Origin of the sequence: Pseudoalteromonas sp. SR43-3, assembly GCF_014163875.1 — a bacterium.
Taxonomy (GTDB): Bacteria; Pseudomonadota; Gammaproteobacteria; order Enterobacterales; family Alteromonadaceae; genus Pseudoalteromonas; species Pseudoalteromonas distincta.
This window is the reverse complement of the sequence record NZ_JACJEC010000020.1, coordinates 33,198-47,283: the sequence shown is the minus strand read 5'-3', so window position 1 is coordinate 47,283 and position 14,086 is coordinate 33,198. Positions and strand designations below refer to the sequence as shown.

Annotated in this window: 10 protein-coding genes; 8 read left to right on the top strand and 2 right to left on the bottom strand. The window is 39.8% G+C overall.

Annotated features, from left to right (window positions below):
* Positions 1 to 128 precede the first annotated feature (128 nt).
* The 7 genes from H5088_RS17155 to H5088_RS17125 all read left to right on the top strand — a co-directional run bounded on the left by H5088_RS17155 (position 129) and on the right by H5088_RS17125 (position 9,707).
* Positions 129 to 1,640 carry an efflux transporter outer membrane subunit gene (locus H5088_RS17155; protein WP_182753903.1) on the top strand — a complete coding sequence of 504 codons (1,512 nt, stop codon included), beginning with the start codon at positions 129 to 131 and terminating at the stop codon, positions 1,638 to 1,640.
* Positions 1,640 to 3,184, top strand: coding sequence for an MFS transporter (locus H5088_RS17150; RefSeq protein WP_182753901.1), 1,545 nt, complete (start codon positions 1,640 to 1,642; stop codon positions 3,182 to 3,184). The genes H5088_RS17155 and H5088_RS17150 overlap by 1 nt, the downstream gene beginning before the upstream one ends.
* 29 nt (positions 3,185 to 3,213) lie before the next feature.
* Positions 3,214 to 4,248 (top strand): HlyD family secretion protein, encoded by a 1,035-nt coding sequence (locus H5088_RS17145; RefSeq protein WP_182753899.1) that lies wholly within the window; start codon positions 3,214 to 3,216, stop codon positions 4,246 to 4,248.
* Between the two features lie 292 nt (positions 4,249 to 4,540).
* Positions 4,541 to 6,130: a peptide chain release factor 3 gene (prfC, locus tag H5088_RS17140; RefSeq protein ID WP_002958776.1), complete on the top strand. Its 1,590-nt coding sequence runs from the start codon at positions 4,541 to 4,543 to the stop codon at positions 6,128 to 6,130.
* Between the two features lie 60 nt (positions 6,131 to 6,190).
* On the top strand, positions 6,191 to 7,933 hold the full coding sequence (gene argS, locus H5088_RS17135; protein WP_182753897.1) for an arginine--tRNA ligase: 1,743 nt from the start codon (positions 6,191 to 6,193) through the stop codon (positions 7,931 to 7,933).
* A 346-nt stretch (positions 7,934 to 8,279) separates the two neighbouring features.
* Positions 8,280 to 8,918, top strand: coding sequence for a pyridoxamine 5'-phosphate oxidase (gene pdxH, locus H5088_RS17130; protein WP_002958774.1), 639 nt, complete (start codon positions 8,280 to 8,282; stop codon positions 8,916 to 8,918).
* A 21-nt stretch (positions 8,919 to 8,939) separates the two neighbouring features.
* Positions 8,940 to 9,707, top strand: coding sequence for a TatD family hydrolase (locus H5088_RS17125; protein WP_182753895.1), 768 nt, complete (start codon positions 8,940 to 8,942; stop codon positions 9,705 to 9,707).
* Here H5088_RS17125 and H5088_RS17120 read toward each other — a convergent pair.
* Positions 9,674 to 10,294 (bottom strand): AhpA/YtjB family protein, encoded by a 621-nt coding sequence (locus tag H5088_RS17120; protein WP_002958772.1) that lies wholly within the window; start codon positions 10,292 to 10,294, stop codon positions 9,674 to 9,676. The genes H5088_RS17125 and H5088_RS17120 overlap by 34 nt on opposite strands.
* A gap of 152 nt (positions 10,295 to 10,446) precedes the next feature.
* On the opposite strand from H5088_RS17120, the gene serB reads away from it, so the two are divergent.
* Positions 10,447 to 11,475 (top strand): phosphoserine phosphatase SerB, encoded by a 1,029-nt coding sequence (serB, locus tag H5088_RS17115; RefSeq protein ID WP_182753893.1) that lies wholly within the window; start codon positions 10,447 to 10,449, stop codon positions 11,473 to 11,475.
* 20 nt (positions 11,476 to 11,495) lie between these two features.
* Here the strand turns inward: serB and H5088_RS17110 are convergent, their stop codons facing one another.
* Positions 11,496 to 13,973: a PilZ domain-containing protein gene (locus H5088_RS17110; RefSeq protein ID WP_024596075.1), complete on the bottom strand. Its 2,478-nt coding sequence runs from the start codon at positions 13,971 to 13,973 to the stop codon at positions 11,496 to 11,498.
* Positions 13,974 to 14,086 lie beyond the last annotated feature (113 nt).

Sequence of the window (14,086 nt, the reverse complement as noted above, 5' to 3'; positions counted from 1 at the left end):
AGCTAATTGTTTCTAAAATACATTCATGATTGTGATCTTGCTAATATTGATTTGTTAAGTTTTTTGTTATTAAATCAAACCGAGCGGTACAGTACTGTTTGTTACATTGTTAAATTTGGGATATCGAAATGGCAACTCTGCGTTTTAATAAAAGGCTTTTTAACTATTCACGGCACACAGCCATAGCACTTACGTCAATTGCTATTTTATCAGGGTGTGTTGTAGGTCCTACTTTTGAAGAGCCTAATGCAAACATAAATAACGCGGCTGTAACGCCTACAGCCGACTTTGGCCAAGGCGAGCAAAGCAACAAAGCTGAATTAGTATGGAACTGGTGGACTATATTAAACGACCCTATTTTAACTGAATTAGAGCAAAAAGCGCAGCTGGGTAATCTTGACTTACAAATGGCTTCAAGTCGAATTGCACAAAGTCGAGCAGCATTGGGTATAGCATCATCAGAGCGTTTGCCAAACGTATCTGCTGGAGTTGATTACAAACGTGAAGGTCTTAGCGAAAACGGTAAATTTGTCGCACTTGGTGCGCCACCAGATGCTGATAACTTTTGGCAGCTAGGGTTTGATGCCAGTTGGGAGCTGGATTTATGGGGTCGTAATAAACGAATAGAAGAGGGCACAATCGCTATGTTGCAAGCGTCATTATTTGAACGTGAAGCTGTGCGGGTCAGCCTCGCGGGCGAAGTTGCTAAAGCCTACTTGTTGCTGCGAAGTGCGCAAACACAATTAGAAATTACACATGAAAATAAAAGCATTGCAGAGCGTGTATTAACCCTTGTGCAAAGTCGTGAAAGAAATGGTGTAAGCACGCGCTTTGAAACTATTAGTGCCCAGGCAGAACTAGCAACAATTAATGCGGGATTACCAGAGGTAACACAGCGTCGTAATGTATTAATGAATGCACTTGCATTATTAATTGGGGAGCAACCGCGTGCATTAAATGCTTTATTAGCAGCACGTATACCACAGCCACATATTCCTACTGACATACCTAAGGTGATCCCATCTGAATTTGTAAAACGCCGCCCAGATATCTTACAAGCTCAGGCAAATTTACACAGTGCCGTAGCTGCTATTGGTGTAGCACAAGCAGATTTTTACCCGCGTATTACGTTAACGGGTACATTAGGTGTTGAAGGTTATGCGCAGCACGATTTATCAACGTGGGACTCACGCGTATTTTCTGTTGGGCCCAATGTATATTTGCCTATTTTTCAAGGTGGACGCTTAAAGTCACAACTTAAATTAACAAAAGAACGCGAGAAAAATGCGGCATTAAATTATCGCCAAACAGTACTCAAAGCATGGCATGAAGTAGATAACGCAGTAGATGGCTGGGCGGCACAGCAAAACCACCACGATAAAGTAGAAATAGCATATAACTTTAATAAACAAGCACTACATAGCGTTGAGCGAGCTTACCAGCAGGGTGCTGCAGATTATCTTAGTGTACTCACTGCACAGCGCAACTTACTGGCAAGCCAAACTAATTTAAACAATAGCGCCACTAATGCATCACTTGCGGTGGTTAGCTTATATAAATCATTAGGTGGAGGCTGGAATCCTGATATTTTGCCTAAAAAAACATCAGCGAGAAATGAAATAGTTGCGGAGGGGGAGTAATGAATGCAGCCACAATTAATGTGCCCATACAAAACGCGGATCCCATTGTAAGACCCGCAGGACCTTCTAAACAAGCAATTGCCGGACTCTTAGGTATTTTTATTGCGGCAATGATGGCCGGTTTAAATAATCGTGTCGGTTCTTTAGGTCTTGTTGATATTCGTGGCGTGTTGGGCGCAAGCCTTGATGATGCATCGTGGCTATCGAGCGCTTACACCGTAGGAGAATTAATAGCAATGCCGTTTGCTTCATGGTTTGCTATTACGTTATCGGTTAGGCGTTTTCATATTAGTATGGTGACAGTATGTGGTCTTATAGCCGCAATATTGCCGTTTATTCACAACTTAGATTTACTGATCGCTTTACGCTTTATCCAAGGTGTAAGCAGTGGCGCGTTAATCCCTATTTTAATGATGGCCGCACTTAAGTTTCTACCTCCTCATATTCGTTTACATGGTTTAGCTTTATATGCAATGACTGCTACATTTGCACCTAATTTAGCTATTTGGTTAAGTGGCCAATGGGTTGATGGGTTATCTGATTGGCGCTTAATTTACTGGCAAGTTATTCCATTGTGTCTTGTAGCCGGCTCTCTAACAGCATGGGGCTTACCAAAAGAAGGTGTTAAGTATGCTCGCTTTAAAGAAGGTAACTGGTTAGGTCTAATATGCGGGGTTTCATCACTTGCGTTAATTGCTACAGCTCTCGATCAAGGAGTTCGGCTTGACTGGTTTAATTCATCACTTATTACCGTATGTTTTAGTGCTGGAATTGTTTTGTTTGGCTGTTATTTGTTTACGGAGTGGCATCATAAAACCCCATTTATGAAGCCTCAGCTAATCGGTAAACGTAATTTAGGTATTGGCGCGGTGATACTAACGTTATTGTTGGTGGTTTTTATGTCGGGTTCAATGCTTCCTTCAGTTCATTTAACAAATTTACATAACTATCGAGCATTACAGTTAGCGCCTATTGGGTTGCTTATTGCTTTACCGCAGTTAGTGCTGGGATCTGTTGTTGCACTTTTTTTATATAAAAAATGGGTTGATGCACGATTTGTTATGGCAATAGGCCTGTTCTTAATTTCTCTTGCTTGTTTTAGTGGTACTCAAATAACGCCGCAATGGCATGGCGATCAATTTTTAACAGCCCAGTTATTGCAGGCATTTGGCCAGCCAATGGCCGTTGTCCCTATATTATTCTTAATGACTAGCGTGTTAGACCCAAGTGAGGGCCCGTACTTTTCGGGAACTATAAATACCTTACGTGTTTTTGGATCGCTAATTGGTGGTGCAGTTGTTGGACAGTTGATCGTTGTTCGAAGTCGTTTTCATAACGAAATGTTATTAGATCATGCTTCACTAGTTGGTAACTCTCTACCACAAAGCGCAACACCTACGGAGCTTGGTAGTGTTATTGCTCAGCAGTCTTTAGTTTTATCTATTGCTGATGCGTATTTAGTGTTGGGAATTATAGCCCTTGTCTTAATTCCGTTGGCACTGTGCATGGACTTTGTACCTGCACCGAATCTAAATAAATCTTAAACCTTATTTTTAAAATTGAGTAATAAATTATGGCATTATCAAAAGCAGTTAAATTTACCGTGGTAGCAACCTTATTTGCTGTTGTTGCAGGTAGTATTGTTTATTTAAATACACCAGAGTCATCGGCTTCAACGCAAACAACAGATGACGCATATATACAAGCCGACTTTACGTTTGTATCGCCTAAAATATCAGGTGTCATAAATGAGGTATTAATTAAAGATAATCAGCGTGTAGAAAAAGGCGATGTGTTAGCAACGATTGATGACCGCGATTATGTAGTTGCTATTGACGCAGCTAAAGCACGGGTTAATAGTGCACAGGCAAATATTAAAAGCCTAAAAGCAAAAATTATTTATCAGGAGTCTGTAATATTACAAGCAGAGGCCGGTATTGAAGCTGAAAAAGCAGGGCTTGAATTAGCAAATGTAAATCTAACTCGATACAGTAATTTAGCGTCTGATGGCTCGGGCACTGTTCAAGCGCTTCAAGAAGCACAAGCAAAGCTAGCAATTCAAAAAGCTAACTTACATAAAAAAGAAGCAGCACTAGTTGCAGCAAAGCAGCAAACAGCTATTTTAAATGCTGATCAAGATAAAGCAAAAGCATTATTAGCTCAGTCAAATGCCTCATTAGAAGAAGCATTATTAAAGCTCTCTTACACAAAAATTAAAGCACCTGTTAGCGGTATTGTTGGTCAAAAGGCTGTGCGTGTAGGTGGCTTTGTAAGCCCAGGTAAGCCACTTCTCGTTATTGTGCCACTGGATAAAGTGTTTATAAGTGCAAATTATAGAGAAACACAACTAGCTAATGTAAAAGTTGGTCAACAGGTTGAAATTAAAGTTGATGCATTGCCAGGCGTGACATTAAAAGGACACGTTGACAGTCTAAGTCCAGCAAGTGGTGTAAGTTACTCCACTATTGGTGCGCATAATGCAACAGGCAACTTTACTAAAATAGCGCAGCGCCTACCGGTAAAGATTAGTTTAGATGCTAAGCAGCCTTTACTTAGTCAACTACGTGTTGGAATGTCGGTTGTACCTACTATTGATGTTGTTAAGTAACTACTCATTTTTATTTAAACGATCTACGACTAAATTGTAGGTCGTTTAAATATCGCTCGCTGTACACATTTATTTTAAAGCTAAGATATTTTTAAGTAGATAGCACACTTTTATACCGACTCCTGTTACAATTGCCATTATTAAAAAATCAACTATTGACGCTTTATTATCAGCTGTTTGCAACGTGAAAATCAGCGAGAATAGTAGTTAATTACGATCAACATAACGGGTTTACTCGCAGACGCTTATTAAAATGCATTCAACCCCGCATATAAACTAAAAGAATTTATCAATGGCAGACCAGACTATTATCAATGAAATCAGCAAGCGAAGGACCTTTGCTATCATCTCTCATCCGGATGCTGGTAAAACAACGATTACCGAAAAAGTATTGTTATTCGGACAAGCTATTCAAAGAGCTGGTACTGTAAAAGGTCGCGGCTCTAACCAGCATGCTAAATCTGACTGGATGGAAATGGAAAAAGAGCGTGGTATATCAGTTACTACTTCTGTAATGCAATTTCCATATAACGACGCACTTGTTAATTTACTTGATACGCCAGGACACGAAGATTTCTCTGAAGATACGTACCGTACATTAACAGCAGTAGATTCGTGCTTAATGGTTATTGATGCGGCTAAAGGTGTAGAAGACCGTACCCGTAAGCTAATGGAAGTTACACGCCTGCGTACCACACCTATTGTTACGTTTATGAACAAATGTGACCGTGATATTCGCGACCCAATGGAAGTGCTGGACGAAGTTGAAACAGAGCTAAATATTGCCTGTGCACCCATTACTTGGCCAATTGGTTGTGGTAAAGAGTTCAAAGGTGTTTATCACATTCATAATGATGAAGCTGTTTTATATAAAACGGGCCAAGGTCATAAAATTCAAGATGTTCGCACAATTAAAGGCCTTGATAATCCAGAATTAGATATTGCCATTGGTGAAGACTTAGCTGCGCAGTTACGCGATGAGCTTGAGCTTGTTATTGGTGCGTCCAACGAATTTGATTTAGATCTGTTTTTAGCCGGTGAGCTTTCGCCAGTTTATTACGGTACCGCACTTGGTAACTTTGGTGTTGATCACGTGTTAGATGGTTTAACTAAGTGGGCGCCAACGCCATTACCACGTGAAACCGAAGATAGACTAATTGTTGCAACTGAAGAAAACTTTACCGGGTTTGTATTTAAAATTCAGGCCAACATGGACCCTAAACACCGTGACCGTATTGCATTTATGCGTATTGTATCGGGTAAGTACAGCCAAGGCATGAAAATGAATCACGTGCGAATTGGCAAGCAAGTGAGCATTTCTGATGCGGTAACCTTTATGGCGGGCGATCGTGAACGTGCCGCAGATGCTTTCGCTGGCGACATTATTGGCTTGCATAACCACGGTACAATTCAAATTGGTGATACGTTCACGCAAGGCGAAAAACTTAAATTTAGTGGTATTCCTAACTTCGCCCCTGAACTATTTCGTCGTATTCGCCTTCGCGATCCGCTTAAGCAAAAGCAATTGTTAAAAGGTTTAGTACAGCTTTCTGAAGAAGGTGCTGTACAGGTATTTAGACCACTTATTAATAACGACTTAATAGTAGGCGCGGTAGGCGTACTTCAGTTTGATGTGGTTGTAGCGCGTTTAAAAGCAGAATATAACGTTGATGCTATTTATGAAGGCGTAAACGTGAATACGGCACGCTGGGTAAGCAGTGATGACGTTAAAAAGTTTGAAGAATTTAAACGTAAATGCGAAAGCAATTTAGCACTCGATGGCGGTGATAACTTAACTTACATTGCGCCGAGTCGTGTAAACCTTAACTTATCGGTCGAGCGTTACCCAGAAGTAACGTTTAGCCATACACGCGAAAACTAGAGCTCATTTACAAGAATTAAAAGAAAACCTGCTTTGGCGGGTTTATAAAGGTAAAAAAATATGAATATTCGTACTATTTTAATTGAAAAAGCCATTGCAGCTATGGTCGGTGCAGGCTTACCTGAAGATACAAACCCGGCAGTAACGCAAAGCACGCGTCCACAATTTGGTGATTACCAAATTAATGCAGCCATGGGCGCAGCTAAAAAAATGAAAAGCAATCCACGTGAGCTTGCACAAAAAATTATTGATAACCTTGATGTAAGCGATATTGCACAAAAGACTGAAATTGCGGGTCCTGGTTTTATTAATATCCATTTAAAGCCTGAGTTTTTAGCGCAAAGCGTTAAAGCGGCTAACAATGATGCAAAACTAGCTGTAAACGAGCACGCTAAGCCACAAAAAGTTGTTGTTGATTATTCATCACCAAACCTAGCTAAAGAAATGCACGTAGGTCATTTACGTTCAACTATTATTGGTGACTCAATTGTACGTGCGCTTGAATTTAGAGGCGATACGGTTGTACGTCAAAATCACATGGGTGATTGGGGTACGCAATTTGGTATGTTAATCGCGCATTTAGAAGATCAAATTAGCCAAGGCGTTGACTTAGATACTGTTGCGCTTGCTGATTTAGAAACTTTTTACCGCGATGCTAAAAAACGCTTTGACGACGAAGAAGGCTTTGCAGATAAAGCACGTGACTACGTTGTTAAATTACAAGGCGGTGATGCGCATTGTGAAAAACTTTGGAAACTATTTATAGCCACCTCAGTTAAACACTCTGAAGAAGTATACAAGCGTTTAAATGTAACGCTTACTCAAGCCGATATTATGGCTGAAAGCGCATACAATGCAGAGCTTAACGATATTATTAGCCTACTTAAAGATAAAAACATTGCCGTAGAGTCGCAAGGCGCGCAAGTGGTGTTTTTAGATGAGCTAGCTAATAAAGATGGCGAGCCATCAGCGTTTATCGTACAAAAATCTGGCGGTGGTTTTTTATATGCAACAACAGATTTAGCTGCATGTGACTACCGTTCAAATAAATTAGGTGCTGATCGCATCTTAATTTTTGTAGATGCACGTCAAAATCTACACTTTAACCAAGTAGAGCTAACAGCGCGTAAAGCTGGTTTATTAAGAGACGAAACAAGCTACGAGTTTTGCCCGTTTGGCACCATGATGGGCGCCGATAATAAACCATTTAAAACGCGTACTGGCGGCACAGTAAAACTTGCTGATTTATTAGAAGAGTCAATTAACCGCGCAGCAGCAAAATTAGCTGAACGTGAGTCTGATTTAAGTGATAGCGATCGCAGCGAAATTGCCCGTAAAGTAGGTATTGGCGCAGTTAAATATGCCGACCTTTCTAAGCACCGTACCAGTGATTACATTTTTAACTGGGACAGCATGCTAAGTTTTGAAGGCGCAACCGCTCCTTACTTACAATATGCTTATACACGCGTACGCAGTATTTTCCGTAAGTCAGGCGTTGATGCTGCTACATTAAATTCAGACGTTGCAATTGTTGAGCCTCAAGAAAAAGCACTTGCACTTAAGCTACTACAGCTCGAAGAAGTACTTGATTTAATGATCAGCGAAGCAACACCGCACGTACTATGTGGTTACTTATACGAGCTTGCAAGCTTATACATGACATTTTACGAAGCCTGCCCAGTACTTAAAGAAGGCGTAGAGCCAGGCGTGCGCGATAGCCGTTTAGTGTTGTGTAATTTGGTTTCAAGAACATTAGAAACGGGATTAGACTTACTCGGCATTGAAGTCATGGAGCAAATGTAATCACCTTCTGCTGCGTGTAGTTCGCTTTAGCTGCGTTGGTAAAACTATTTAGCCTAAGTCACATACAAACCGTATGCTCCTTGGCATAAATAGTTTTACCGCCTTGCTAGCACTCCTACACTTGCAGATATCTGAGCTGTGTAGTTTGCGTTGTAGGTTGGGTTGAGTGAAACGAAACCCAACGATACACCTGAGACTCTATGTTTACTGCTATGGAATACACCCGAGACTCGGTGTTATTGCTATCACATATACCTGAATCTTAATATTTGTTACTACTCAATATCTATTGTTTTAAGCTCGCTACTCTAAGCTCTTTTCTAAGTCTTTATTTAAAGGATTTGTTATGAAACTCGAAGATATCCGCCGTGAATACCTGCAAGACGCGTTAAGCGAAGATAACTTGCAAGATGACCCATTCAAGCAGTTTGAAACATGGCTTGAGCATGCTGTAGCAAGCCAATTACCCGATCCAACAGCGATGGTTGTAGCAACTGTTGATGAAACCGGTCAGCCTTCACAGCGTATAGTACTTTTAAAGCACCTGGATGATAACGGCTTTGTATTTTTTACCAATACAGGTTCGCGTAAAGCGCAGGAGCTTAAAGGCAATAACAAAATTTCCTTGCACTTTCCTTGGCATCACATGGAACGCCAAGTTATTGTTTATGGCGAGGCTAAACCATTACCAACTTCTGCTGTGGCAAAGTACTTTTTATCTCGTCCTAAAGAAAGCCAATTAGCAGCGTGGGCATCAGCGCAAAGCCGTCCGGTGTCATCACGTAAAGTACTAATGGAAACCTTTGCTAATATGAAAAACAAGTTTGCTAAAGGTGAAATTCCATTACCTGATTTTTGGGGCGGTTATTGTGTAGTGCCCACTAAAATTGAGTTTTGGCAAGGTGGGGCGCATCGTTTACATGACCGTTTTATGTATCAGCGCCAAGCAGATAACAGCTGGCAAATTACACGCTTAAATCCTTAATAAATAGATGAGTAAGTAACCGTGCAATTTATTGACTCTCATTGCCACCTCGATTTTAGTGAGTTTGATTCAAGTCGTGAATCGCTCATAACCGAGTGTGTCGCAAAGGGAGTTAATCAGTTTGTTGTACCGGGTATTACGCTTGCTCAATCGCATACTCTTATAGAGCTCAAAGCAACCTATCCAAGTATAAAAATAGCGGCAGGGCTACATCCTTACTTCTTAGATCAACATAAAGAATTGCACATAGAAGCGTTATTCGAGTTTGCAACTACAAATAAGCATCAGTTAGTGGCCATTGGTGAGTGTGGGCTTGATAGAAGCATTGAAAACCTCTCTAAACAAACTTATTTATTTGAACAGCAAATAGGGCTTTCTAATGAGCTAAGCTTACCGCTCATTGTACATCACAGGCAAAGCCATGATTTAATTGCGCAAGCGTTTAAACGTTGTAAGCCAAAAAATGGGGGAGTGATTCATGCATTTTCAGGTTCAATCCAACAAGCGAAGTATTATATCAAACAGGGCTTTAAGCTTGGCGTAGGCGGTGTTATTACCTATCAACGTGCAGCTAAAACCCGTGCTGTTATTGCCGCTATTGAGCCCGAGCACTTAGTGCTTGAAACGGATTCACCTTCAATGCCGTTAAGTGGCTACCAAGGGAAGGTTAACACGCCATTGCATATACCTGATGTGTTTGACGCACTATGTGATTTAAAGCCACACAGCGAAAAAGAGACGCTTGCAAAGCAACTTTATGATTCTTGTTCAGATGTTTTTTGCATATAACGATTTACCTGCCAGCGCTTTAATCCACGGCCTAACTGCCACGTAAAAATACAAGCAATCACTAGCATTAATAAAACCTGTCTGCCTAAGTCATGAAAATGATTATGGCTGTCGGATATTGCAGCGCGAGTTAAATAAGTAATAGATACAAAACCTATAGGGCGGTCATCATCGCTTATAACAGGTTCCATAAAAGGTGTTTTTAACTTACTTATTCCGGGGGTAGAATCAGAAAGTTGACCATAAACATGATGCGACTGCCAATTGTCGCTACTGGCTAATAAAATACCCTGTTGATCGTAAATAGTGGCCGAAAGCACGAACTCATCTTTACTTATATCGTTACAAATTGCATTGAGCTGGGGTTTATTTTTTTCGATTAAAGGTGTTTTAACATTTAAAGCCATAAACTGAGTGAGGCTTTTGGCGGTGCTGTCGGCGCTATCGTAAAGTAACTGGTGGCTCTGAAAACTACTATTAACACCCACCCAGCTTAGTAATACAAAACAGCCAGCCGCAAGAATTAAGCGAACGAGTCGCTTTCTTTGGGATGCGCTTATAGGGTTTTTAATATGGTTATTTTTCATAGTCACCGTTTATGCTACTGACAGCATTTTGATTTGATGTTACAACTACACTAACTATAACCTTAAACCCCACCTGATGGCGAATTTAGTGTTGAGAATAGCAGTTTTGAGATGCCAACTATCAGGAAAATAAAAATAAACACGGAGATCCCATGTCGCAAATCAACATGGCACAGCAAGCTGCTGAGCAACCATTACAACACTTAACTCTAAATAAATGGTTTAGCTATAGTGGTGGTGTATCTACACCTCTCGATTATATTCCAAACAAAGCATTAGGGTTATTTAGCATCGCATTTGCGGGTGATTTTGAAGAAAAACACATTGCCAATATTGTTGACTTTTTAGCGACACATAACCAAAACATCACCGCTATATGCCAATACCAACCTGATTTAGGGCTTGCACCAGCACTGTGTTTTTACGCGCAAAATGCAGATAAAACTATAAACCCGTTAGTACTACAAGAATTTTCAAACACGCTTGATTGTCAATTAGTGCAAGTTGATACGCCGCCTAATTTATATGAGCCAGGTTTATTGGTTATGGATATGGACTCAACTGCAATAACTATTGAGTGCATAGACGAAATAGCACGCCTTGCGAACGTATACGATGAAGTTGCCTCTGTAACTGCACTTGCAATGGCGGGTAAACTTGATTTTAGTGAGAGTTTATATCAGCGTGTAGCTAAGCTTGAAGGTATTGAAAAAAGCTTAATTGAAGAGCTGAAAAGTACATTACCATTGATGCCTGGTATTAAAATACTGTGCCAAATTTTAAAGCAACATAAGTGGTATTTGGCGATTGCCTCAGGTGGTTTTGTGCCTTTTGCAGAGCGTGTACAAGAGCTGATTAATTTAGATGAAGTGCACGCTAATGAGCTCGAATTTAAAGACGACAAGCTAACAGGTAAAGTACTGGGTACGATTGTCGATGCGCAGCAAAAAGCGGTCGTTTTAGAGGTACTTCAGCAAAAGCTAGGGCTTAAAAAAGCACAAACTGTAGCTATTGGGGATGGCGCAAATGATTTAGTAATGATGGCAAAAGCTGGCCTAGGTGTGGCCGTACATGGTAAGCCAAAAGTGGTTGAGCAAGCACAGGCGGCTATTTGTGATGGGTCATTATTGCAATTGTTGTATATGTTGGCTATTCCGTTAGAAAAACAACCAACACTTTAAAATAAATTAAGTTAAACCGCTTAACGTAAGCGGTTTAACCAAATTAGCTTACGGCGGCTCATTTGTGCTACTTGCTCTTTTTTTAGTTCTAAATGGCTTAGCGCTTCTTCAGTTATATCTACTACATCACCTACACCAGCTACGGCCCATAAGGCTTCTTCTAAATCTTTAGCTTTGTGCATTGCGTACTGACTTACGTATTTTAGCTCATTAGAAAGATAATCAGTATCGGGGCGACCTGTGCGCGATATATACAAACGCATTACGAATATAAGTTGCGATGTAATACCTTTACTAATTTGTTTATAAAAGCTTGAGTAGTCTTCACCTAAAGCGCATTGGCTAACAATAGCCTCTTCAATACTGCCTTTTCGAGGATCGAAGTTAATAGCAAGTGTAAAAGCAAGCGGTGCATCTTGGCGGCTGCGATCTTTAATATTTGGTGTTATTACATTAATAATTTGCTCTTCGGTCAGAATGCTCGAAAAGTCAGTTTTGTTACTTAATAAACCAAAGTTTTGCAAAATCACGTGCATAGGGCTGGCGTATAACCCATATCCAATTGCGCCGGTTTTAAAGTGTGCAGCTTCTTTGTGTAAATATAGCGGAAATTGGCAAACGCTTTTTGTAACCATATTTCTAAGTGCGGTAGATAAGCCTTCTACTTTAGGTGCTTCTTCAGATACTTTAAGTTTGTCTTTATTACCTTCTATTAGCTGAGTGAAAAAGGTCACGCCAGCATGGGGTAAATCAGCAATACGATTTGCTTTTAGGTTAATAGTAGTAAATGACTTACTGATGGCCATTACTTCGTACTTTAGTTCACTAAGCTTATGCTTTTTAGTTATTTTTTGAAGTTCAGGGAATGCTAAAAGTACTATATCACCTTTTTTAAATGTGGCAGGTTGTTCGCACTCTAACTGCAAACCCATTACCGAAAAGTCACGTGTATAGCCGTTAAATACCTCATCATTAATAGTGACACTAACTGGTGTTTTATAAAGGTAGCGCTTATGCGAGCGTAAATTTACGTATTCAAGTGGCACAATATCTAAGTAGGGTGGTGTTTTGTGTTTTGCGTGGCCAAAGTGCTTGAGCTGATTTACTAATGCTTTATCAAAAGTAAGTTGTTTATAATTTGCTTGTTCAGCTTTATTGCCAATATTTGTAAGTACAACAATATACTTAACATCTTTTATAAGGCCTTTTACACGAGGTGAAGGCGGCTTATTTAATTTTTCTATATTTTCACCGGCACTATTAGGTAGTGAAAGCGGTATAAAAGAATCATCTGGATGACTTGGCATTACTTGTATTTTAAAGCACTGCCAGCTCTCTTTTTGGCTACCAAAACCTAAAAATAGATCACGTAATTTAGGGTTGTTATTTAACTCTGTACGCGTCGCTGAGTAGTAATAAATTTTACCTGATGATATATGTGTAAATGTATAGAGGTAATCTTCTTTTACTGCGGTAATTTGAGTTAGTAATTGTGTAATACGCTGATGATTAAGTATATTGTACAAACACGGTATTTTTCTTTCATCGGTAAAGTAGCGCTGAATAAAAATATTATTTTCAGTGGTAAGGCTAAGGCTTGGGTAATATTGCTCATCTTTTTTACTTAAAAACACATATAAAGACGTTACGCGAGGAATGTAGTACTGCTCATACCCCTTTGATACTACAGCATCGAGCGTATTATCTAGATTTACTTTATAACGACGCTTATTACCATGAATAAAACTTTCTAAAAAGTCATTAAAGGCATCGTTGTTTTCTATATAAGTGCGCTTTAAGCGGATGTGATTAAATTCACGAGAGATATTTTCTACTGCAACAACTTCGTATTGAATACCGTTTTTTAGGCCAAGTTCAAAGTCTTGCTCAAGGCCTACTAAGCGCATTGCGATGAGTTCGCCTTTTTTTATAGAGTAGCGCGTTGCAAGCTTAACTTTACAACCGCTTAAAGATATATCTGAGGTGCTAGCAGCAATGTTCTTTTTATCTTTGTAATCAATCGTTACTTTTATTGAGTAATTCATCCGTTCTTCACGGCGGCTCTCGTAAGAGGCAAACTTAATTACTTCAGTGTTTAAGTTATTTTCTAACTCTTGTAACTCTGATTTTTCGGCTGCTTGTTTTTGTAATACGCGGTGGTTATTTTCTGTATTCATTACGGCTTCGTAAACAGCTAAGGTGTATTCACCATGTTGTTTAAGCGCTTTTTCAAACACTTCAATGGCTGTGTCATCCATAAAGTGTTGCTTGCCGTTATGCTCATATGGTTTTACTTGGCCTGTCACTAATCCGCGAAGATCAACAAAACGTGCCACTGGCTGAGATAAACGCGACATTTCCATTTTCATTAAAAATTGCTCAGGTTTAGTTAACCCTGCGGTTTTTGATTTGAAAATTAGATCAAATTTAGCGTTGCCTAAATATGTTTTTAACTCATTCACGAGGTCTTCGTGTTTGAGCATTATGTCATCAGCCATTTATAAAACCATCACCGTCTAATTGAAAAAGTAGGTATACTGTTAAGTCCATTTATTAGAAGTTCAATAAACGTTAAATCGCGCTATGTTATTAATATAGGTACAATCATTTG